18 protein-coding genes are annotated in these 23,630 nt (G+C 56.6%); 10 read left to right on the forward strand and 8 right to left on the reverse strand.

Going from position 1 to position 23,630, the window contains the following annotated elements; all coding sequences use genetic code 11:
• Positions 1–1,027: ISNCY family transposase (locus tag EH55_RS02990; RefSeq protein WP_051682592.1), on the reverse strand; the 1,027-nt coding region annotated here is incomplete at its 3' end.
• Positions 1,028–1,390: 363 nt separating this feature from the next.
• Here EH55_RS02990 and EH55_RS02995 point away from each other — a divergent pair.
• The 3 genes from EH55_RS02995 to EH55_RS13315 all read left to right on the forward strand — a co-directional run bounded on the left by EH55_RS02995 (position 1,391) and on the right by EH55_RS13315 (position 4,895).
• Positions 1,391–2,179 carry an amino acid ABC transporter ATP-binding protein gene (locus EH55_RS02995; RefSeq protein ID WP_037974635.1) on the forward strand — a complete coding sequence of 263 codons (789 nt, stop codon included), beginning with the start codon at positions 1,391–1,393 and terminating at the stop codon, positions 2,177–2,179.
• Positions 2,179–3,747, forward strand: coding sequence for an ABC transporter substrate-binding protein/permease (locus EH55_RS03000; RefSeq protein ID WP_037974637.1), 1,569 nt, complete (start codon positions 2,179–2,181; stop codon positions 3,745–3,747). The genes EH55_RS02995 and EH55_RS03000 overlap by 1 nt, the downstream gene beginning before the upstream one ends.
• Positions 3,748–3,923: 176 nt before the next feature.
• Positions 3,924–4,895, forward strand: coding sequence for a GGDEF domain-containing protein (locus EH55_RS13315; protein ID WP_051682593.1), 972 nt, complete (start codon positions 3,924–3,926; stop codon positions 4,893–4,895).
• Positions 4,896–5,076: 181 nt separating this feature from the next.
• On the opposite strand, the gene ftcD is transcribed toward EH55_RS13315, so the two are convergent.
• The 5 genes from ftcD to EH55_RS03030 all read right to left on the reverse strand — a co-directional run bounded on the left by ftcD (position 5,077) and on the right by EH55_RS03030 (position 10,644).
• Complete coding sequence (gene ftcD, locus EH55_RS03010; protein WP_037974639.1) at positions 5,077–5,973, reverse strand: glutamate formimidoyltransferase; 897 nt, start codon at positions 5,971–5,973, stop codon at positions 5,077–5,079.
• 17 nt (positions 5,974–5,990) lie between these two features.
• Positions 5,991–6,563, reverse strand: a complete 573-nt coding sequence (locus EH55_RS03015) for a cyclodeaminase/cyclohydrolase family protein (protein WP_037974642.1) — start codon at positions 6,561–6,563, stop codon at positions 5,991–5,993.
• A 14-nt stretch (positions 6,564–6,577) separates the two neighbouring features.
• Entirely contained in the window at positions 6,578–7,837 is a 1,260-nt protein-coding gene (gene hutI, locus EH55_RS03020) for an imidazolonepropionase (protein WP_037974643.1), read from the reverse strand.
• 97 nt (positions 7,838–7,934) lie between these two features.
• Positions 7,935–8,906: a C-terminal binding protein gene (locus tag EH55_RS03025; RefSeq protein WP_037974645.1), complete on the reverse strand. Its 972-nt coding sequence runs from the start codon at positions 8,904–8,906 to the stop codon at positions 7,935–7,937.
• A 19-nt stretch (positions 8,907–8,925) separates the two neighbouring features.
• Positions 8,926–10,644, reverse strand: a complete 1,719-nt coding sequence (locus EH55_RS03030; RefSeq protein ID WP_037974647.1) for a urocanate hydratase — start codon at positions 10,642–10,644, stop codon at positions 8,926–8,928.
• 225 nt (positions 10,645–10,869) lie between these two features.
• Between EH55_RS03030 and EH55_RS03035 the strand changes: the two genes are divergently transcribed.
• Positions 10,870–12,165, forward strand: a complete 1,296-nt coding sequence (locus EH55_RS03035; protein WP_037974649.1) for a YjiH family protein — start codon at positions 10,870–10,872, stop codon at positions 12,163–12,165.
• Positions 12,166–12,182: 17 nt separating this feature from the next.
• Here the strand turns inward: EH55_RS03035 and EH55_RS03040 are convergent, their stop codons facing one another.
• Together EH55_RS03040 and hutH are read right to left on the reverse strand one after the other, a co-directional pair.
• The gene (locus EH55_RS03040) at positions 12,183–15,233 is read right to left on the reverse strand and encodes an AAA family ATPase (RefSeq protein WP_037974651.1); all 3,051 of its coding nucleotides are present in this window, start codon (positions 15,231–15,233) and stop codon (positions 12,183–12,185) included.
• Positions 15,234–15,362: 129 nt separating this feature from the next.
• Entirely contained in the window at positions 15,363–16,892 is a 1,530-nt protein-coding gene (gene hutH, locus EH55_RS03045) for a histidine ammonia-lyase (protein ID WP_037974652.1), read from the reverse strand.
• Positions 16,893–17,205: 313 nt separating this feature from the next.
• On the opposite strand from hutH, the gene EH55_RS03050 reads away from it, so the two are divergent.
• The 6 genes from EH55_RS03050 to EH55_RS03075 all read left to right on the forward strand — a co-directional run bounded on the left by EH55_RS03050 (position 17,206) and on the right by EH55_RS03075 (position 23,343).
• Complete coding sequence (locus EH55_RS03050; protein WP_037974654.1) at positions 17,206–18,513, forward strand: Na+/H+ antiporter NhaC family protein; 1,308 nt, start codon at positions 17,206–17,208, stop codon at positions 18,511–18,513.
• A gap of 214 nt (positions 18,514–18,727) precedes the next feature.
• Entirely contained in the window at positions 18,728–19,945 is a 1,218-nt protein-coding gene (locus tag EH55_RS03055) for an aconitase X catalytic domain-containing protein (protein ID WP_037974656.1), read from the forward strand.
• On the forward strand, positions 19,942–20,355 hold the full coding sequence (locus tag EH55_RS03060) for an aconitase X swivel domain-containing protein (RefSeq protein ID WP_037974657.1): 414 nt from the start codon (positions 19,942–19,944) through the stop codon (positions 20,353–20,355). Before EH55_RS03055 ends, EH55_RS03060 begins: the two co-directional genes overlap by 4 nt.
• A gap of 131 nt (positions 20,356–20,486) precedes the next feature.
• Positions 20,487–21,473: a TRAP transporter substrate-binding protein gene (locus tag EH55_RS03065; RefSeq protein ID WP_037974659.1), complete on the forward strand. Its 987-nt coding sequence runs from the start codon at positions 20,487–20,489 to the stop codon at positions 21,471–21,473.
• Positions 21,474–21,549: 76 nt separating this feature from the next.
• Entirely contained in the window at positions 21,550–22,062 is a 513-nt protein-coding gene (locus EH55_RS03070; protein WP_037974661.1) for a TRAP transporter small permease, read from the forward strand.
• Entirely contained in the window at positions 22,063–23,343 is a 1,281-nt protein-coding gene (locus EH55_RS03075) for a TRAP transporter large permease (protein WP_037974664.1), read from the forward strand.
• The last annotated feature ends 287 nt before the right edge of the window (positions 23,344–23,630 follow it).

Genomic DNA, 23,630 nt, shown 5'->3' on the forward strand with positions numbered 1-23,630 from the left:
TCTCCCCTTTGTATGATATGGTATTCCCCCCGCCGGCCCTTCTCGTGTCCCTTATGGAGAAAACAAGTCCGAGATCGATGCTTCTGTCAAAAGGCATGCAGGCGCTACCGTCCTCATGCGGCAGCACTGCAAACCTGCGGTTATAGTCGCTGATAAAACCTTCCGCTATCATCTTATTAGCGTCAGCGATGTTTGTGATGGATGAAAACCTCAATTCGGCGATGAGCCTGTCCTGAAATGTATTCCAGAGCCTTTCTATACGTCCCTTGGCCTGAGGGCTGTGCGCCGTTATCTGCTTTATACCAAGCTCATACAGCGCCTTGCCGAAGTTTGACAGCGGCAGCTCCGTTCCGCTCAAAATCTCATCGTCGGTCAACTCCTTGGGCGAACGGAATATAGTATGGCGGTCGCTGTATATGGACAGAGGCAATCCATATGCAAGCATCCCTTGTTCCAGCGCCGCGGCATAGCCGCGCATACATTCAGTTTCAGTAAAGAACGCCCCTGTAACGACCCCTGTCGCATCGTCTATATATGCGTGCAAAGTTGCATATCCGTGTTCTTCACCAAACCACTTGTGTCTGCTTGCATCGGTCTGCCACATAATACCGGCGGTCGTCTTCCTTGGACACGGCCGGTGCTGTTTTGCTTTATGCTTCACTGCCTTCTTGCTCTTTATACCAGCTCCTTTAAGCACACGGAACACCGAAGAACGGCTCACAGACATTCCCTCCGCTTCGTTCAGGCGTTCAGTGAAATGAGAGAAATTATAGTCAAAATACTTCCACTCAAACAGCTCAACAATCCTCGTTTTGACCTCATCTGAAAGAGCGTGCCTTGGCTTCCGTCCCGCGTTTCCATGCACCATCCCCCTTGCACCGTTTCTGGCAAAGCTGGCTTTTAGCCTTATGATTTGTCTTATAGAAATACCAGGCTGTTCAGATGCCTCACCATTAGTCACTAAGCCTGATGACGCGGCTCCTATAATCCTTACCCTTCTCGCTTCATCGTTTGTCATACTCATCATGATCTGCCTCATAGTGACATTATCTCAGAACGATTAGAGGGTGACATTATCACAGAACAACAACAGACTCCAAATATTTTTCTTGCAATTACGCGTCGATGATATTAAACTCTTCTTACTTTACGACGTCGTTACACGGAAGGGACGTGAGACGAAAATTGAAAAAAAGCACTGGTGTCTGGTGTGTCAGACATGGAGCGAAACTCCGAAACTTCTGCATCTCTTTTATTCCCCGAACGACTTCCGGCATGACAGCCTTTGCCGCCAATTACGCGGCTAATTATTCCTGCGGCGGATATCTCCGCAGATGATACGCGCGTCTCTCTTCTTGCATATTTAATAATACGTTGGGGGGAACGTGTCATGAATACTGTAAACAAACCGCTTATTGTAATTGAGAATCTCTGCAAGAGCTACGAGGATGCCGAGGTTCTTAAAAATATCAGCTTCACGATCCGCGAGGGCGACCTTGCGTCGATAATAGGACCTTCCGGCTGCGGAAAGTCAACTTTTCTGCGCTGCATAAACTGCCTTGAGCTGATGGATTCCGGCTCCGTCACGGTGGCCGGCGTCACGGTGTCGCGCACAAAGGGGGAGACTCCGTCCGACTCTTTGATGCAGAAGGTCCACGCGCTTCGCACCGAGGTCGGTATGGTCTTTCAGAGCTACAACTTATTTCCGAACAAGAATCTGCTGCAGAACACGATACTCGCTCCGATGGTCGTTAAGCATATGGACAGGGAAGAAGCTGAGGAGCTGGGATTGAGAATGCTCGAAAAGGTCGGGCTTAAGGGGCTCGCGCTCAAATATCCGTCGACGCTCTCCGGCGGCCAGAGCCAGCGCGCGGCGATAGCGAGGGCGCTCGCGATGAATCCGCGCGTGATGCTATACGACGAGCCGACGTCGGCGCTCGATCCAGAACTCGTCGGCGAAGTCCTGCAGGTAATGAAGGACCTCGACTCGGAGGGTATGACTCAGATAATCGTAACTCACGAGATGAAGTTCGCGAAGGACGCATCCGACTACATAATATTCATGGACAAGGGCGAAATCGTCGAATACGAAGACGGCGACATACTCTTCGCCCATCCGAAAAACGACAGGACGCGCGCGTTCCTGCGCCACTTCGTAAACGCGGGGGTGACGTGCTGATGAAAAAATATATAGTTATTTTCGCGCTTATTGCGGCGATCTTCGCCTCGCCGACGGCGCTCTTCGGCAACGAAGCCGCCGGAGAAAAGATTCTGCGCTGGGGGGGCGACTCCGAGGGCGGTTTCCCCTACATGTTCCCCGACCCGCAGGACCCGAAGAAGCTCATCGGCTTCGAGGTCGACATCGTCGACGCGCTCGCGAAGGAGATGGGGCGCAGACCGATTTACGTCAACAACGCGTGGGACAACCTCATCCCCGGACTCGACCGCAACCTTTACGACATCGCGATAAACGGGCTGGAAGTCACGCCGGAGCACGAGGAACAGATAAACTTCTCTATCCCCTATTACAAGACATACCTGCAGCTCGCGGTGCGACGCAGGGACAACTCCGTAAAAAAGCTTGACGACCTCAAGGGAAAAACGGTCGGCACGCTGAAGGAGAGCTACGCGCAGCAGGTGCTCGAAGAAGTCGGAGATATAAAGATACGCACCTACATCGTAGAGGCGAACACCTACGAGGACCTCGCGAACGGGCGCCTGGACGCCGCCTTCTTCGACCAGCCGATAGCGCTCTACTCCGCCGGCTTCAACCCCGAGATAAAATTCGTTGGGCCTCCCGTCGGAGAGCTCAAATACGCGATCGCGTTGCGCAAGAAGGACAAGGAGCTTCTCGCCGAGGTGAACCGCGCGATAGTGGCTCTGCGCGACAGCGGCAAGCTGCGCGAGATATACGACAGATGGAACCTCTGGACGCCGGTCATGGCGGCCGAATTCAACGACTTCGACCCGCCGAAGGTTGAGCCGGAGCGTTACAACGAGTGGGCCGAATCGCACCGCCCCGCGCTGACCTTCCATAAGCGCATGAACCGCTACATGGAAGTCATGCCGCTCTTCGCGAAGGGCGCTCTCGTCACGATGGAGGTCTCCGTCGTCGCGATGATAATAGCTATCTCGCTCGGCCTCGTGCTCGCGGTAACGCGCGTATTCGCGCCGGCGTGGATCGCGTTCGCCGCCACTCTCTACGTGGAAATAGTGCGGGGCACGCCCGTACTGATACAGCTCTTCTTCATCTTCTACGGGCTGCCCTCCGTCGGAATAAAGTTCTCGCCCTTCTGGGCCGGCGCCATCGGCCTCGGGCTGAACTACGCGGCGTACGAGGCTGAAATATACAGGGCGGGGCTATTCGCCATACCGCGCACTCAGTGGGAGTCGGCGCTCGCTCTCGGCATGACGAGATGGCAGGCGATGCGCGAGGTGATCCTTCCGCAGGCCGTGCGCGTCGTCATACCGCCGATAACGAACGACTTCATCTCTCTGCTGAAGGATTCCTCACTTGTTTCGATAATCACGATGGTCGATCTGACGAAGGTCTACGGCCAGGTATCGGCGACCTATTACGACTACTTCGGGCCGGGCATCATCGTCGCGGTCATCTATCTGCTGCTCGGGCTGCCCTTCGTCCGCTTCGCACATCACACGGAAAAGCGTCTCGCCGAGGTCGAAAAAGAAGGCAGACATGGACGCAGGGAAAATATTTACCGAAGCAGCACAAGATACGTCAGATAGCGCAAATTTATGCGGAATCGGCCGGAGCTTTCAGTCTTCGGCCGCTTTTTCCCGTCAAATCATCGGAAAATAGTTGCGGTCGTTAATAATTCCCTTGCTATCGCTTGTTTTTGTACTTCAATTAAGCTATTTACAAAGCAAGCGGCGCGGAATGGTTTCTACGGAAGGCTAAAAAAATGTATCAGCCGAAATTAAAAGCTAACACGCCGGCTAAGCCTCTTTTTCTCCGGGCACTTTCCTTTTTCAGGCTATTTTACAAGGGGAACTACAGGGCGATCGTTGAAAACAGCGACAGGCTAGTCGGGCACTACTTCATCCAGGAAAAGACCATTCGCCTGCAAAACCGAGCGGCATGGCCCGTCAAAATGCCCAGCGTCATCGCCGATGTACCGGAAAGCCTTGTAAAAAGCGGCGCAATTCTGCCCGAAAGCGCAGAGGATTTTCTCGAATTCTACCGCGGCATACGCGAGGGCAGACCGTGCGGGCAGAGCTTGATAACAAAGAGAAGGGGCTCAGGCGGCACGGCTTACGTCAAAGAGCGCTACGTCATCGTCGACGGCGGAGAGGGAAAGCCGCGCTTGGCGATCATCTACCTTGACGACGTAACGGCTGAACGACAGCAGATGGAACGCCTGAAGGAGTTCGCGGAGCGCGACGGACTGACCGGCGTTTACAACCGCGCGGCCGCCGAGGAAAGGATTCGCGGGGCGCTTGACGAAAGCGAAGCCGGGGCGCTGCTGATATTCGATATAGACAACTTAAAGAGGATAAACGACACGGCCGGGCACGCGGCCGGAGACAGAGCGATAAAGCTGGCGGCGGATTCGCTTTCGTTCCACTTCCGAGGGCGGGGCGTCGTAGGGCGCCTCGGAGGAGACGAATTTATCGTATTCCTCAAAGGTCCGCACGACGACGTCATGATCTGCAATTTGCTCTCTTTCTTGACGGCCGAGCTATCTGGCGCCGGTATGGACGAATATGGAAATTTGCGCGTGACGTGCAGCGCCGGCGCCGCGTTCAAGCGGACGCGCCTCGACGACTTTGAGACGCTATATCATATAGCCGACGCGGCGCTCCGCCAAGCCAAGCGCAACGGCAGTAAACGCTGCGCCGTCTACGCCGGCTCCGGGGAGCTTATATTCTGCTGAAAATATTTTTCAACGAAAAACCCGCCGCCGTAGTCGCAGGAGGCGGTCGTCTGCGGCGAACGTCCTCCGAGACCTTCGCGCCCTGCGCAAGGCAGAGCGACGCCGTCGGCTGCGAGGGATGCGCCGCTCTCAGGTCAGGCCGCCAAAAGTCCGACGGCCTGACATTCTAAACCTGCACGCTTCAGTCGAGAAGCTGCGTCTCTATTATTTGACTCATATTGAAGCCGCGCACGCGCAGCGAATGGCGCACCACCTCTTCGAGCGCGGCGAGCGGAAGGGGCCCGACCAGCTCCGCGTCGGCTATACCAACGCCGTAGCTGTCGGCCAGCGTTTTGACCAGATCATATACCACGGGTATCGGTGTCTTTTCAAAATTGGTGAGGTTCATCGAGACTTGAACCATCTTCCTCTCTTCGAGCGCAAGGCCTATGGCGCGGCAGTAGCGGAGGCCGCCGGAGGAGAAGCGCATGCGCTTGGCGATCTCTTTGGCGACGCCTATATCGTCGGTGCGCAGGTTGACGTTGTAAGCTACAAGCGGAAAACGGACGCCTGTGACGGTCGCTCCCGATTTGGGCACGAAGGCGAAGGGGCCTTCGTCCGGACGCCACTCTTCATCGCGCATCTTTTCCGCAAGAGCTTCGTACTGCCCTTTGCGGATGTCGACGAGGTTCTGCCGCGACGGCTTCGTGGCCGCTTCTTCGTAGTAGTAGACCGGCACTCCGAGCCCGCCGAGGAACTTCCCGTATCTGCGGGATATCTCCAGCGCTTCGTCCTTCTCAACGTTACGCACCGGCACGAAGGGTACGACGTCCACGGCGCCCTGACGCGGATGGCTGCCGTGGTGCTGAGTCATATCTATCTCTTCGACGGCCCGTCTCGTTATGTTCACGGCGCCGGCTAAGACGTCTTCCGGCTCGCCTATCCACGTGTATACGGAACGGTTGTGATCCGCGTCGGAGTCGACGTCCATTATCGTGATGGACGGCGTCGAGGTAAGCGCTTCCGTGATTCTCTTTATCTTAGCCTCGTCGCGCCCTTCGCTGACGTTAAGTTCGCAGAGCAATATTTTTTTAGCCATATTCTCTCTTCCTTTCTTTATCCGCGTTCAACGGAATTTTTAAGTTCGAGGGCCGCGGCGGCAAATTCTGCGTTGACCTCTGCGCTCTTTATCAGCGGCAGGTTGGCCTCGACGTTGAGCGCCGTATCTACCACCGCCATCTTCGCCAGCATCACCCCGGCCTCCATGTCGGAGGCGGCCGCGGCGTTGATTTTTCCTTCAAGCTCGCGGCACAGTTCGAGTATGCGGATCGCGGCGCGCCCGTTTTCCAACGGCACGGAGGCGGCTTTTATCGCAGCCGCCTCCACCGCCGCGCGGCGCGCGCTCTTCTCCGCGTCGGTCGATTTAGGCAGCGCAAAGGCGGCCTTGATGCCGAGGTAAGACTGCGTGTCCTCCACGGCCCCTCGCTTCAGGCGCGCCGCGATATCGTCAAGCTCGTCCGCTATTTCCAGGTATCGGGCGTCGGAAAGCCCGTATCCTTTGCCCGTGGAGAGCCTCGCCACCATGCCGACAAGGCCGGCGGCCATAGCGCCGGCCACCGCCGAAGCGGAACCGCCGCCGGCGGTGACGTCTCTGCTGTCCATTATCTTTTCCATCACTTCGTAAAACATATTTTTTACTCCTCTTATGCGACTATCGCGTTGTTCCGTACGCTTATTTTCCCGCTTTTTATGACCGTCTCCACCGGATTGTCTCCGAGGCGGTAGGCGATGTCTTCGTAGGTCGGTATCCCGAGGATGAGTATATCCGCCTGTTTGGCGACCTCCAGAGAACCGACTTCTTTCTCGCGCCTTAGCGCGCGGGCTCCGCCGTATGTGGCCGCCCGCAGGGCCCTCGCCGGCGACATGCGGTGCTGCCGGCAGGCGAGCGCGATTATGAACGGCATCGAGGTACACCAGCACCCCGGGCAGCAGTTCGTCGCCATGCCGAGCTCGAGGCCCGCCTCATACATAGGGCGCGGATCGAAAAACAGCGGATGGTTCACGGCGAAGTCTATCCCGGGGAGCACGACTCCCGCGACTCCGGATTTTGCAAGTTTCTCCAGCGCTGAAACGGGCGTGTAGTTGAGGTGGTCGGCGGAGTACATCTTCATCTCGGCGGCGAGATCCTCGCCCCCTATATAAGAATAGGCGCCGGCGTGTATCTTAGGCTCCATACCGTGTTCGCGCCCGGCTTCAAGTATTTTCCGACATTCTTCCGCCTCATAATGTCCGGCGTCGCACCAGATGTCGCAGGCTTCGGCGAGGCCGCTTTTCCCCACTTCGGGGATCATATCTTTGATCAGCATGTCCATGTATGATTCTTTAGTCATCTCGGGCGCCCATCCGTGCGCTCCCAGGAATGTCGAGGAGATGTCGATAGGGAACGCCTCCGCAAGGGCTTTGTTGATTCTCAGCTGGCGCATCTCGCCCTCAATGTTGAGGCTGTATCCGCTTTTACTTTCAAGCGTGGTCGTCCCGCTTATAACCATACGGCGCACGCGCTCCGCGGACTGTTCAAAGAGTATGTCCTCCGGGAGCCCGCGCGTCGCGGACAGGGTCACCATGATGCCCATAGGCACCCCGCGGCGCCTCAGCTCTTCAAGGTCGTCCGTCTCCAGCCTGGCGCAGTATTCTTCCGCGCGCGTGCCTCCGAAGACTACGTGAGTGTGACAGTCGACGAAGCCGGGCATGACGACTTTGCCCGCCGCGTCCAATACGGTCGTCCTTTCGGTCATATATGGACGGACGTCCTTTTCTCCGCCTATAGCGACGATTTTATCCTTCCCGACAGCTACCCACCCGTCGGGTATAAGGCCGATCAAATCGCCGGCGTCCCGGGAACAGGTCAAAAGCTGCCCCGCATTCTTTATTATCAGATCCGCCGAAGCTCTGGGATCTTCCATCGCGCACCACTCCCTGCCTGAATGTAAGCGGGCGCGGGAGGACAAAGCTCCGTCCCGCGCCCATTTGTCAGCTTTAGTTAGCCGCCCGCGGCGCGAATCAAACTGACGCTATGTCTTTTAGCTCTTCTCCGCGGAGCACTTTTACTACATTTTCCGCAGTGCGGGTCTTGAGCTCCTTAAAAGACTCAACGGAGAGATAAGAAACGTGCGGCGTCACCGCTATCCCGGGGCAGTGAAATATAGGCTCGTCGAAAGAGGGAGGCTCGACCGCTACGACGTCTACTATCGCGCCGGAAATAATATGATTAGTCACAGCTTCTACAAGGTCTTTTTCTCTGACGATTTTGCCGCGGGCCGTGTTTATGAGGAGCGCGTCCGGCTTCATCCTGCTCAGCTGCTCTATTCCTATCATTCCTTCGGTCTCTGAGGTCAGCCTCGCATGTACGCTTACATAGTCCGCTTCCCCGAGCCCCTCCTCTAAGGAGTCGTATTTCCTTACCCCCATAGAGTCCATGGCCTCCTCGTTTACATACGGGTCATAGGCCGAGACCTCCATTTTGAGCGCTTTAGCTTTAGCGGCCGCCGTCCTGCCTATCCTTCCAAGGCCGATTATGAACAGCCTGCTGCCCTGAATGCGATGGCGCAGCTTCCCGGCCGCAGGGAGCCCCCAAATCCTGTCGTTGAGCGCGCTCCCGTAACTGTCGATCGGTTTGTTGGCCCTGAGTATACAGCTCATGACATAGTCGGCAATATCGTCCGTGCAGTACCCCGGTACGAAGGCGATCGCGATGCCTCTCTTGTTTGCGCTGAGGACGTCGACCCTGTCGTATCCTCCGCCATAAACGGAGATGACTTTACATTTCTCCAGCTTTGAAATGGCGCCGGCGTCCAGTTTCACGTATATCTGGGATATTATCGCGTCGGCCAAGTACCCGAATTTGTCGAGGTCGCCGCGATAATCGTACCCTGATTTTTTGATCGCACAGGAGGGGAAGGCCTGCTCCAGAACCCTAATCTCGTCCTCATAATCCAGCCATTCTTCGTCGATTATCCAAATCAGGGGGCCCATTTTTCCCTCCCCCTGCGCCCTACAGTTTATCGCTTCCGTCAGGCCCGAAGGTCACTTTATCCGCGGGCTGCCACCAGAGGGGGACCTTGATGCTCTCTTTGGTGAGTTTGCCGTTGCCGTTTGCCACCTCTTTGGCGGATTCATAGCCGGCCTGGGCATGGCGGACGACGCCGATCCCCGAGTCCACCGTCATCGCCACTTCGAGGCGCACGTCGGCGTCGGCCGTGCCGTCCGCTATCTGCGTCACGCCGGTGTGGACAGCTTCGCCCATCGAATAGTTGGCCTGTATGGCGATAAGGTCGCACATGCCGCAGGCGTTGAGCAGTCCGTTGAGCATCGGCCAGTCGGAGATAAGGTCGCCGCCGTCCGGCATCCTCTCGGATTCGAATGTCGGATTGACGATCGAGCCTGAGTCGAGGTTGTCGCGTGAGAAGGCCACGGGGCCCTTTATCTCGCCCTTTTTGATGAGCTCGTTTACAGCGAGGGCGAATTTTTTTCTTTGACCGAAGCCCATGTAGCAAATGCGCGCCGGCAGCGCTTCGATGGGAAGATGTTTGCTCGCGAGCGGTATCCAGCGTCCGACGATCGGGTCGTTTCCGAAGAGCTCCATCGCAAGTTCGTCCGTCCTCTTGAGATCCGCGGGGTCGCCGGAGATGCAGGTCCAGCGGAAGGGGCCGCGCCCCTCGCAGAAGAGTGGACGGATGTAGTCGGCCACGAAAGCTGGGAGCCTCATAGCCTCTTTCTCCGGGAAGCCGGCGTCGCGGCACTCCTTGCGGATGCTCGTGCCGTACTCGAAGACGGGAACGCCCTTATCCAAGTACTTGAGCATCACCGCGAGCTGGCGCTTCATCGTCGCGCGGGCCAGCTCCAGGTACTTATCGACGTCGGCGTTGCGGAGTTCTCTGGCCTGCGCGGGCGTATAGCCGGAAGGGATGTACGACACGGGGTCGTGGCAGGGGCACATCTCCGTCACCACGTCGGGCATAAATCCCTTTTCAAAGGCCTCTTCAAAGAGGTCGGCCGCGTTGCCGACGACCCCGAAGGAGTGCGGCGTCTTTTCGGCGACACACTTCTTCGCCCCGGCGATCGCCTCGTCGAGGGAGCCGACTATTTCGTCCAGGTAATTTTTCGCCACGCGGCGCTCAAGCGTCTCGATGTCGGCGTCTACCACGATGGCCACGCCGCCGTGCATCTTCATGGCCCACGTCTGGTTCCCGCCCATTCCGCCGGCGCCGGCGGTGAGAAGTATCCTGTTCTCCATATTTCCGCCGTAATGTTTGATGCCGACGGCGGCAAGCGTCTCAAAGGTACCCTCGATGACGCCCTGCGTCCCGATATATTCCCACGGGGCGGCCGTGTACTGCGCGAAGATAGTGAGGTTCTTCGCTTCAAGGTCGTAGAAGGTCTCCCACGAAGGACGCATGAAATTAGTCGTCGCCATCACCACGACCGGCGCGTATTTGTGCGTCTTGAACACCGCCACCGGCATGCCAGACTGCACGACGAGCGTTTCGTCGTCTTCGAGCTCTTTAAGGCTCTTGACGATCGCGTGGTACGATTCCCAGTTGCGCGCGCATTTTCCGTTGCCTCCGTAGATGATGAGCTTCTCCGGATGTTCCGCGTTCTCCATATTGTTTTCGAGCATGCGGAGGATCGTCTCCTGCCGCCACCCCTTACACCTCAGCGTGTTTCCGCGCTGTGCCTTCACTTCATAGAGAATCTGAGCTTTTCCTGCCATAGAAATGTCTCCTTTTCGTTATTATGTCGCGCCGTGCGGACGCGTTGATTTACGTCCTCATAATAAGGAGGGCGTATCAAAGAATCGTCAGCGGGAAAAAGCGCCACGCGACCGCTTTTGATGATTGAAGAGAGGTTTTTGATAAAAAATTAATGACGAGCGCCTACGATTCTGACGATGTTTGAGTATTCATCAATTTTATTTATGCGGGAGGGGCGCCTCAACATGCCGGAAAAAAGACACAGTCCATTTAGATTTATATGTTTCAGCGCTATAGGGATATTTATGTTCTTCGTGCCGATAAGCTTCATGGGGAAAAACAGCATCCCCGTCGATCATGTGATCAGCCTTATAAGGAAGATTCCCCATCTCGGGCCGTTCTACGTCGTGGCAGTTACGTCTTGGGGAGTCGCACGCGCAATAAAACTCAAGAAGTACGCCGCCTCTGCTACGGAGGCCTTTTTCTTCTTCACAAACCTGATAGGTACGATATTCTGCGCAATGGTCTTCTTCAACATTGGTCCCGACTGGTTTCTGGAAAAGGATATGGCGCCGTACATCTTCAACGCCGTCGCAGTTTCGGTGACTATGCTTATCCCCATAGGCTCCATATTTCTCGCCTTCCTCGTCAACTACGGCCTCATGGAGTGCGTCGGTGAACTGATGGCCCCCATCATGCGCCCCGTATTTCACACGCCTGGACGAGCGGCCATCGACGCGGTCGCTTCCTTCGTCGGAAGCTATTCGGTGGGGTTGATCATCACAAACAACGTCTACAGAAAAGGCGGCTACACGGCGCGCGAGGCCGCTATAATCGGCACCGGTTTTTCCACAGTGTCGGCAACTTTTATGATAATCGTCGCAAAGACACTGGGAATCATCGAGCAGTGGAACATTTATTTCTGGGTGACGCTCGTCGTCTGCTTTGCGGTGACCGCGATCACGCTGCGCATTCCGCCGCTTTCGCGCGTCCCCGACACGCGCTATCCAGGCAGCCACAGCGAAGGGGAGGGCGTCGAACGGACGGGGAACAGATTTGCACGCGCTTGGAGTATAGGTGTGAAGTGCGGAGCCGAGGCGCCTGGCTTCTATGATATAGCGAAGGATAATTTCAAATACGGCATAGTGATGGCCTCCGGCGTAGGCGCGGCTATAATGTTCTTCGGGGTCTCCGCTCTGCTCATTTCAAAGTACACGAATCTTTTCGACTACACAGCCTGGATATACTACCCCTTCTTCAAACTTTTCAGCCTTCCCGACGCCATGCTGGCAGCAAAAGCCGCTTCGACCTCGATAGCGGACATGTTCCTGCCGGCGATACTCTGCCGGGAATCGGAGATAATCACTCGCTTCGTCACCGCCGTCATCTGCATATCCGAAGTGCTGTTCTTCTCCGGGATGCTTCCCTGCCTCACAGGGACCGACATTCCGCTCAGGATGCGCGACATATTCGTTATATGGTTCGAAAGGGTCGTCTTCTCTATAGCGCTAGCGGCGCCGATAGCCTACATGCTGTTCTAACTAGCCGCGCGCTGGAGCTATATCCCGAAAACTTCCTTCAGCATCTTCACCCTGTGCGGGACGGGGATTTTGCTGTAAATCGCCGCGGCCTCATAGGCATATTCTCTTGCGCTCTTCTTCATTATTTTGCTGAACTGCGGCGGCAGCTCCCCCTCTTCAAGCATCTTCGCGAGATAAGCCCTCGTCATGGCCTGCTCGGCCGTCCAGGAGCGCTTCTGTACCGGCTCCGCCAGAAGTTCTCCTATCTCAAACGAACGGTAGGCGTCGTCGTAGCGTCCCCGCTCCGCGTCGGCGATAGCCTTCAGACTGTAGAGCATTGAGCCGCAGCGGCCGCCCTGGCAGCGCTCGAATATCTCCGAGCCGCGGTCGATGTTCTCGAACATCATCTCCCTGTCGCCGAGATCGAAGGCGGCGTCGGCCAGGTGCGCGTGAAAATGGCTGCTGCACCAGAAAAGCTTTTTCCCTTCGCAGACGGATATGCAGTGCTTGAAGCGGGCGACGGCGCGCTCGAAATCTCCCTGCCAGTGGTAATTCTCCCCTATATAACATTCGGCGGCCAGCACGCTCAGCGTATATCTCTTGCCGAGCAGCTCCTGCTCCCTGAATATCTCTATCGAACGGCGCAGCACCTTCTCCGATCTTTCATAATCGCCCATTATCTGGAAGGCTACGCCGATATAGCGCAGAGCGATGCCCATATACTTCTCGCGCTCGTCGTCGCGCGCGGCGCGGAGCATCTCGCGCGCCGTGCGCATAAGCATTTCCGCGTTGTCCGTCTGTAAGAAGAGATGTCCCATGTTTGCAAGGCAGTGTATGTACGTGGTGCCGAAAGAGTGTTCGCGCGATAGCTTCATGGCGCGGTTGAGCAGCACTCGCGCCCTCCCGTATTCGCCCCAGCAGACGAGGTATCCTCCGCAGAGCTCCAGATAGGAAGCCTCCATCGCCAGCACCTCTTCGCGGTTGTCTTCGCGCACATTCGCGCTGATGCCTGCGAGCAGGCGGCTCATCGCCTCCATCTTCTTCTCCGTGTCCGCCCTGTCGTTGTACGGAGACGAACAGGAATAGAGGACGTCGTCCTGCACCAGGGGGAAGAGATCGTGGTTCAGCGTTATATCGAATATCATTTCGCGCAGGTGTTGTTTCAAAACGTTTTCCGGCAGTCCGGCCTTCGTATAGTGATAGCACAGCATCGAACTCAGAGCCGGATTCCACCTCTGCGGCGAATAGCGCTCGTTGAGTATCTCGGCGGCTTTCTTGTGGTACTCGCTGAGTTTGAAGCCGGGGATGGCGTCGTACACGCACTCGCGGAACATCGCATGGCTGAAGGCGACGCGCACTCCGTAGTCGATCGCCGGCACTTCCTTGATCAGCCTTTTGCCGAGCAGCTCCTCCGCTATCGGATAGATGCGTGGAGGAGCTTCTCCCATTATTTTGGCGATGGACTGTATCGATGCACCGTCAGTAAAGACGGAGAGCACCCGTAAAAACTCGCGCTGCTTTTCCGCTATCTCCCCGAAGCGCGCAAGCATCACGCCGCCCAGCCCGCCGCCGGAAAGCTCTGCGCGCGAATTGGCGCGCAGCGTTTTTATTATCTCTGCGACGAGCAGCGGTATGCCCTCGCTCTTTTTATAAAAATAGTCGCTCTCCTTGGATTCGATGAGGTCCCTGTCGAGAAAGCGGCTGCAGAACGAGGCGGTGTCGCTGCGGCTGAGCGGGCCGAGCGGTATGTGGAGGAATTTTACATAGCCCCCGGCCTCTAAGCGGGAGAGCGTGCGCATCACGTAGGCGCTCTTTTCGGGGCGGCTCGTCATAAATATCGTGGAGGGAACGGAAAGGCTGGCGATAAAGACCTCGATCATCTGCAGCGAGTGAGCGTCGAACCAGTGCAGGTCTTCGAGGACTATAACGGGACGGCGTCCGGCGGCGACGCGGCAGACGAGGTCTGCGACGGCCTTGCCTATGGCGACGGGCGTCCGATCCGATACGACGACGGAGTCGGCGTTGTAGACCGTGTGCCTGTCGCTCATAAAGTTAGGAAATACACCGGCGAGCAGCGAAATGTCGGCGCCGCTCTCTTCGATTCTGTCGTCGCCGCAGTAGAGCGCGCCCTGCGACACGAGGTTGCTCCACGAGGAATAGGGATAGTCGAGCCCGGCTTCGTACGATCTGGTCGAGAGCGTCATATATTCCGGGGAATCCGCGGCCTGCATTATCTTGTTAAGCAGCGAGGTCTTGCCCATGCCGGCCTCCCCGTCGATGAAGAGGGCGACCGTGCGCCCGCGCGCTCTCTCGATCTGCTCAATTATCCGCCGCTGCTCATCCTTCCTTCCTACGAAGAAGGCGTCGGGCGAGTCGCTCTCCCCCTCGTCCTCCGCGGAGCCGAGAACGATCATGCGGCGGAAATATTCTTCTGCCCTGGTCGACGGCGCAAGCGCAAGCTCGTCGTGCAGCCGCCGTCTGTACTCGCGGAAGAGGGCGCTCGCCTTCGCGGCGCCGCGCCGTTTGAAGTAGAGATCCATCAACTCAAGCGTGGAATCCTCGTCGAAGGGATCCACGGCGAGCAGCGTCTCCAGCGACGCCTCGAGGTTATCCTCATCCTGAGCGTCGTAGCATAGGGTTATGCGCGCCTTGAGCCGCTCCGTCAGCTTCTCCCTGAACTGCGATCTCGCCGTCAGCAGCCAGTTGCAGAAATCGGCGCACTCCGGCACGTCGAAGCCCTGCAACAGCTCTGCGGAGAGATTCTGCGGCAGGGGTACGAGCGGCCGGCTTACTTTATCGACGACATCCAAATCGCAGCAGCCGTCCGCTATCGAGACGTTCCTGCGGTCCGATTTTATAAAGTCTGTGGGGAAGCAGCGCTTCAGGAGGTATAAGGCGTTGCGGAAGTTGTTGTAGGCGGAATTTTCGTCCTTGGCGCCCCAGAACGTCGAGGCAAGCCTTTCTCTACTGACGCGCCCCTCCACGGCGAGGTAATAAACGATGCCCTCGGCCTTCTTCAGCGGCAGCCGCAGGGGCCTGTCGTCGATCTCAATGGACGGCGTGCCGATTACCTTGATCTTTACACTCATTTATCCTCCTCACACGCGCACCTCGCTGAGGGAACAAGCGGATAGAGACCTCCGGCCGGCGGACGCCTCTGCCCGCGCGCTCCTCAGCCATTATTATAAACTACCTTCTAAACCGCTTTACGTCGGTCTTTATTTCAGTTCTCCCACCGCGGCTTCCGCAGCCTCCACCAGTGTGCCGTCGGCTATGAGCTGCGCGGCCGCCTTCTGATCTTTATAGAGGATGCGATCCTCCTCCATGAAGTCCACTACGGCTCGGATCACGTCATACGCCGCCTGTGTGCCGGCGCCGAGGCGCCTCTTCTCCTGCAGATCCAGCGCCTGCGCCGCGCAGATGAGCTCAATGCCCAGCACCGCCCTCACGTTTTCGAGTATCTGCGCCGCTTTACGCGCGCCTATGGTACCCATGCTGACGTGGTCCTCCTGCCCGGCGGAGGTCGGAATAGAATCGACGCTCGACGGATGGGCAAGCACCTTGTTCTCGGATACGAGCGCGGCCGCTGCATACTGCGGGACCATGAAGCCGCAGTTGATTCCGCCGTGCTTGACTAAAAACGCCGGGAGGCCGTGGTTGAGCGCAGGGTCGATCAGCTTCGCGATGCGCCGCTCGGAGACATTGGCGAACTCGCAGAGGGCGACGGAGAGCGTGTCGGAGGCTATCGCCATCGGCTCTCCGTGGAAATTTCCTCCCGAGAAAACGTCGCCCGTATCGACGAAGACTATGGGATTGTCGGTCACGGCGTTCATCTCGTTCTCGGCCACCGAAGCCACGTAATCTATCGCGAGGCGGCTTGCGCCGTGTATCTGCGGGATGCAGCGCAGAGAGTAAGAATCCTGCATGCGGAGTTCGCCCTGCGAGGTGACGTAGCCGCTGCCGGCGAGCAGGCGGCGCATATTCTCCGCGACGTCCCGCTGTCCGGAATGCCTGCGGACCTCATGTATGCGCGGGTCGTAGGCGTTTTTGATGCCGCGCAGAGATTCGACGGTCAGCGCGCCGACGATGTCCGCGGCCTTTTTGAGCATCTGCGCGTCGGCAAGGGCATGAGCGGCGACCGAAGTCATACACTGCGTGCCGTTGATTAGGGCGAGCCCCTCCTTCGCTTTGAGTTCGATCGTGGGAATGCCGGCTTTCGCCATGGCTTCGGTGCCCTCCATCACACGGCCGCCGAACTCCGCTTCGCCGAGGCCGATCATCGGCAGCACCATGTGCGCAAGCGGGCAGAGATCGCCGCTTGCGCCGACGGAGCCTTTCTGCGGAATCACAGGGTGGAGGCCTCTGTTCAGCATCATAATCATCGTCTCGACGACCACGGGGCGCACGCCGGAAAATCCGTTGAGCAGAGAATTCGCGCGCATCGCAAGCATCCCGCGCACGATATCCGCAGCGAACGGGTCGCCCACCCCGACCGCGTCCGCGAGTATCAGCTTTATCTGCAGGAGGTTTATCTCCTCTTCCGGAATGGCGACGTCGGAAAATTTACCGAAACCGGTGTTGATGCCATACATCGGTCTGCCGCCGGCGACAAGCTCCTCCACGAGCGCGCGGGAGCGCTTTACCTCCTCCATCGCCGCGGGACAGGCCTTGACGCGAGCGCCTTCTCTCGTGATCCGCATGAGAGCGTCGACGGTCAGGCTCTTGCCGTTCAACAATATATCGTTCACAAAAACCGCTCCTTTTCGTCTTTTTCGCCTCCCCGCGAAGCAGACGACGTCTTCATACGACCGCCGAGTACAACGATTCCGCCGTGGTACGCGGCGTACAACACAAAGGCTGCTAAGCAATGTTATCATTTTATTATAGTTACATCAAATTTACATCAAATGGGATTTATTTTTTTTATTGCAATTTGATAAATAAATAATAAATAAAGGATATACTTTACCCATAAAATTTCCGCCTCCCCGTGAACTGCCTAAGCTGCAGTTAGTTTTTTTGTACCTTTTACTCAAAAAATATTCTTCGGAGGTAGCAGAAATGTTATTATTGAATCCTGTGGTAATTTCGGTAATCGTCATGATAGGGCTCTGCCTTGTCAACCTTAATATTGTGCTCGCGCTGCTCTTTGCGGCGATAGCCGGCGGGTTGGCCGCCGGGATGTCCATCCCTGATACGATGGGCGTACTCATCAACGGCATGGGGGGAAATTCCGAAATGGCGCTCGCCTACTTCCTGCTGGGGTCGTTCGCCGTCGCGATAAACAAGACGGGGCTCGCGTCCGTCGCGTGCAAAAAGATAGCCGGCCTCGTCGGCGAACGCAAAATGCTGCTTATGTTCCTGCTGGCCTTCATCGCCTGCATCTCAGGAACGGTGGTGCCCGTCCACATCGCCTTCATCCCGATACTGATTCCCCCGCTGCTCTTCCTTTTCAACAGATTGAAAGCGGACCGCCGGCAGGCCGCCTGCGCCCTCGCCTTCGGGCTCAAGTGCCCATATATCACGCTGCCCATCGGATACGGCCTTATATTCCAGGGGATAATCGCAGCTGAGATGGGGCGCAACGGCGTAGAAATAGCAAAGGGCTCCGTCCCAGCCTTCACCTGGATAATAGGTATAGGCATGATAATAGGACTGCTCATCGCCCTCTTCGTCTCCTACAACAGGCCGAGAAACTATGAGGATAGACCCATAATAGGCGGCACTAACGAAGATATTCCCGACGTATTCACAAAGACCCATTACCTGACGATGGTAGCCGTAGCCGCCGCCTTCGCCGCGCAGCTGTGGTCCGGCTCCATGCCGCTTGGCGCGCTTGTCGCGCTCACCGTCATGATAGTAACGGGAGTCTTGAAATTAAAGGACATCGACGACACCTTCCTCGGCGGCCTTGAGATCATGGGGCTCATCGCTTTCGTCATGCTTATTGCGGCGGGCTACGGCAACGTGCTCCGCGAGACGAAGTCAGTGGAACATCTCGTGAACGGCGTCGTGGGGATGGTCGGCGGCAGCAGATTCTGGGGGGCGCTTCTCATGCTTGCGGTCGGGCTGCTGGTTACGATGGGGATAGGCACGTCCTTCGGCACGGTGCCCGTCATTGCGGCTATATATTGTCCGCTGGCGATACAGCTCGGCTTCTCCGCTGGGGCGACTGCGTGCCTTATCGCGGCCGCCGGAGCTCTCGGCGACGCCGGCTCCCCAGCCTCGGATACGACGCTCGGCCCGACGGCTGGACTGAACGCGGACGGCCAGCACAATCACATCTGGGACACGTGCGTGCCGACGTTCATCCACTACAACATCCCCATATTCATCGCGGCGATGATCGGCGCGCTGATGATCTACTAAAAACACAGGCATCTCAAATAGAAGAGGCGAGGCGCCTTCAACAAAGGGCCTCGCCTTTATTTTTATCGCATGATGCAAAAAAACATCAAAAAAAATCTATAATCAACGATAATCCATACTTCGCAATTTGACAAATTAATTACGCTGACAGTCTAAGCTCATAAGCGTTACATAGCATACGGACATAAATAAGTAACGAAAGCAGGTAATAAATATGTATTTGACAAAAGAACAGCTCGGCATGCTACACGGCGAAGAAGGGGAAGCCGTCGCATATTCCATGCGCATTCAGGAGGGGTTGGGGCGCGTATTCGGCGCAAAGCGCATGGTCCCGATAACGCGCGCGCACGTAGCACTATCGGCGCAGGACGCGGATCTCTGGTTCGTCGAGAAGCTCGTGAACATGGGCGGCAGATGCAGGATAGCGCCGACGGTGAACCCCAGCATCGACATCGACTACCTGAACCGCCACCTGGCGGAAGTACCAGATACCGGCAAAGAAATCGTCTCAAAGACGAACGTCGCCTACAGAAAGATAGGGGCGCAGCTCACATTCGACTGTACCCCCTATCTGCAGCAAAACGTGCCGGCCTACGGCGAAGTCATCGCTTTCTCTGAGTCGAGCGCCACACCCTATGTGAATTCCGTCATCGGCGCACGCACAAACAGAGAATCTTCGCAGAGCGCCCTCTGCGCGGCCATCACCGGCCTCGTGCCGGAATACGGCCTCCTGCTCGACGAGAAGCGCAAAGCGGAAATATTCGTCGACGTAAGGGCCGACATAAAGGACGATTTTGACTATCAGCTGCTCGGATGGTGCTACCCTTTGATCTACAAAGGGCCTGAGGTCCCCGCCTTCGTCGGCATAGCGGAACGCGCGACGCCGGAAGGGTTCATGAACTTCGGCGCGCAGCTGAACACCTCTGGGGCGACCGGGCTCTATCACATAGTGGGAATCACTCCTGAGGCGCCCGATATCAAGCACGCCTTCGCAGGCAAAGAGCCGAAGAAAAAAGTCATCATAGAGCGCAGGGACCTTGACGCGGTGCGTGAGCGAATATGTGGGAAGCCGGGAAGGATAGATTTCGCGATGTTCGGCTGTCCGCACCTCTCCATACGTCAGGTGGCCGACATCGCGCGCATCTGCCGCGGCAGACGTTTCTCCGTCGACGTATGGGTGCTGACAAGCTCCCTCACGAAAGAGTTAGCGGCGCGTATGGGCTTTCTCGACATAATAAATCGCGCCGGCGGTCACATAGTCGCCGATACATGCATAGACGTGCCTCCGTGTTGGTGGCCATATTATGGCAAAAGCGCCGTAACAGATTCTCCCAAGTGCGCCTATTACAATGAAATAAGAAAAATCGACTTTAAGATCCGTCCGCTGGAACAGGCTGTCGAGGCGGCGCTGATAGGGGAGGTAAGGATATGAGCGTGAAAACATTCAAATGCGAAGCGATCGCCGTCGGCAAGGGAGAGGGGCCCGCACTCGTTTCGGACGAAGCTATATGCTTTTACCTCGTGGAACCCGACACTGGAACGATGATCGAACAAAGGCACGTTCTTGAGGGACGCTCGCTGGCGCATACGGCGCTCGTAGCGCACGCCGGAAAAGGCAGTTCGGTCGTACAGATGGACGGGCTCTTTAAAATCGCCATGAAAGGCAAGGCGCCGGCGGCAGTAATCCTGAGAAATCCAGATCCGGTATTCGTCTCCGCGCTCTTAGTAATGGAAATTCCATCCGTCTACAATGTGGACGAGGAATTCTATTCGTATGTGCGAGACGGCGATTCAGTAGTCGTAGACGCTGATGGCGGAACTATAACCGTCGAAAGGCGCTAATCTCAGATATTCGAAAGAGGGAAAGGAGGGATCGGAAAGAAGGTAACAGCATAATCTGAGCGACGGACGTATGCGCATTTTGCACTAACGATCAGCTTACTGACCTACTAAGAAGGAGAGAAATATTTATCATGAGAAAACTTATTGCTCTAACGGTGTTTATTGCAGTCATGGCGGCGGGCGCAGCGTCCGCCGCTCCGGAGTACACGATCAAGGTCGGCTCAATAGTATCCGAAACCCATGCCGACATGCTCGCTATGAATAAGATATTTAAGCCGCAGGTCGAGGAGCTCTCAAAGGGCAAGATCAAGGTGGAACTTTACCCCAACGCGCAGCTCGGCGGCGACCGCGAGCTCTGCGAGGGCGTGCAGATGGGAACGATTCAGATGGCCTTGCCTGCGAGCTCCGCCCTTGCCGGCTTCGACAAGAGAGTTCAAGTCCTTGACCTGCCCTATCTTTTTACCAGTAGAAAAACAGCGTTCGAAGCTCTTGACGGCATTCTCGGGAACAAACTGAATCAGTATCTGTTGTCCAAGGGCTTCGTCGTCCTCGGTTATCAGGAAAACGGCATGCGCCACGTGACCAACAGCAAGCGCCCCATCAAGAGCCCGGCGGACCTCAAGGGGCTGAAGATCCGCACGATGGAAAACCCGATGCACATCGCCTTCTTCAAAGAGCTGGGAGCCAACCCCACTCCGATGAGCTGGGGCGAGCTTTACACCGCTCTGCAGCAGGGCACGGTCGACGCGCAGGAGAACCCCTATGCGATGATAGTGGACGGTAAATTTTACGAGGTGCAGAAATACGTATCAGAGACGGGACATGTCTTCTCGGTGACGATGCTTATCGCCAATAAAAAATTCATGGACAAGCTTCCCCCCGACCTGCGCGAGATCATAGTAAAGGCCTCTCACGATTTCGCCGTCGAGCAGCGCAAAACAATAGCCGGGATGGAAAACGGCTTCAAAAACGAATGTATCAAAGCCGGAATGCAGGTCAACCCGCTCACGCCGGAAGAGAAAAAGCCCTTCGTAGAAGCCACGAAGAAAGTCTACGGGCAGTTTGAAAAAGACCTCGGCAAAGAAATCATGGACATAGCGAGAAAAGTCCAGAAATAACACTTTAGCGTCAGCGGCCTATATGCGCGTCCTCCGTCAGGGGGGCGCGCGTAAGGCGTTATGGGAGGTTCGTCTTATGACCGTTAAGAAATTCCTTGACAACTTTGAAGAATATTTTTGCGTGTGGACGATGGCAATAATGACCGTTCTCGTCTTTATCCAAGTCGTTATGAGATATATTTTCTCGAACTCCCTCTCGTGGAGCGAAGAGCTTGCGCGCTTTATCTTCCTCTGGCTCTCCTGGATAGGCGCGAGCTACGCGGTAAAGGAGCGCAGCCATTTCCGCGTCGAAATGTTCGCCAATATGATGAAGGGCGAAAAGCGCAGGATTTTTGAATACTTCATACTGATAATATGGTTCGCCTTCAGCTTCGTTCTGGCGTGGCTGGGCAGCGAGCTCGTCCTCTTCATCCACGAATCCGAGCAGGCGTCGGCCGCTATGGACATCCCCATGACGTGGCCCTACGCCTCAGTGCCGGTAGGCTGCGCGCTGATGTGCGTCCGCCTGATGATCGAAATGTACAAGATATATAAGGGAGCGCCTGTAGGCGCCGAAGCGAAGCGGCAGGAACTCGAGGAGATGGTATAAATGGAAGCGCTTATTCTTTTCTCTCTGCTCATCATAACGATAGGGCTCAGCATCCCCATCGGCATCACCCTCGGCCTCTCCACCGGCGTCGCTATGTGGCTCACGTCGGACATACCGATGACGATGCTCGCGCAGAAATCGGTGACCGGTCTCGACTCCTTCCCGCTCCTTGCGATCCCCTTCTTCATCTTAGCCGGAGCGCTGATGTGCAACGGAGGCATCTCGCGCCGCTTAGTCAACCTGGCGGAGAGCTTAGTCGGCTACATCACCGGCGGGCTGGCGATGGTGACGGTGCTCGCCTGCATGTTCTTCGCGGCGATCTCCGGCTCCGGCCCGGCGACGGTCTCCGCTATCGGCTCCTTCATGATCCCCTCGATGAAAGAGCGCAAATACGACGCCGGCTTCGCCGCGGCCATCACGGCGGCGGCGGGGACGATAGGCGTCATCATACCGCCCTCCATCCCCTTCGTCATCTACTGCATAGTCGCCCAGTGCTCGATCGGCGACATGTTCATCGCCGGCATCGTCCCGGGCGTCATTATAGGCGCCGCGCTGATGCTCGTATGCTACTGCACGGCGAAAAAACACAACTACCTGAGCGTCTCCGAACGCCCGAAATTCTCTACCGTCGTCAAGGCCTTCAGAGAAGCCTTCTGGGCGCTGCTCGTCCCCGTGATAATCCTGGGCGGCATCTACGGGGGGATATTCACGCCGACGGAAGCGGCGGTCGTAGCCGTCGTCTACTCCGTAGTCATAGGCAAATTCGTCTACAAAGAACTCGACGGCAAAACCCTCTACGAATGCCTGCGCACGACGGGGCTGATAAACGGCGCCACGGAATTTATGATAGGGCTCTCGATGGCCTTCGCGAGCTACCTTGCGATGGCCCAGATCCCGGCCCACATAGCCGCCTGGATGACCGGCCTCGCGCACAGCCCGATCATACTGATGATGGTGATAAACGTATTCCTGCTGATACTGGGCTGCTTCGTCGACAACATAGCGGCCGTGATAATCCTCACGCCGATACTGCTGCCTGTCGTCAAGACGATAGGCATGGACCCGATACACTTCGGGCTCATCATCACGGTCAACCTGGCGTGCGGCTTCATCTCGCCGCCGTACGGAATAAACCTTTTCGTCGCGTCCGCGATATCGGGCGAAAGCATAGAGGACATCTCGAAGGCCATCCTGCCGTCCTTCATCGCGATGGTCCTCTGCCTGCTGCTATTCACATACTTCCCGATATTCACGATGGGGCTGCTGGACCTGCTGAGATAGCCGCCCACAAGAGGAGCTGCCGCGCCAGACAAAAGATGGGCCTGTAACGGCCCCTATTCCTACGTAAATTTTGTGGAAAAAGGATCACAGTATACAGCCGCACCTTCCGCCTTGCAAGCGATTAGGATTTTCGCAAAAGCATAGTGGACAACGTACGTAATTTAAAGGGCACTGGATCCGAGTGCAAGGCGGCCGCCTTAATAGATGTCATTAGAAGCGACCCTTTTCAGTAGCCGCCACGAAAGGCTCGTCGGCGATATTCGGGGAGCTTATTGCAGGCGCGTTAA

Source organism: Synergistes jonesii (assembly GCF_000712295.1).
In the GTDB taxonomy this organism is placed as follows: domain Bacteria; phylum Synergistota; class Synergistia; order Synergistales; family Synergistaceae; genus Synergistes; species Synergistes jonesii.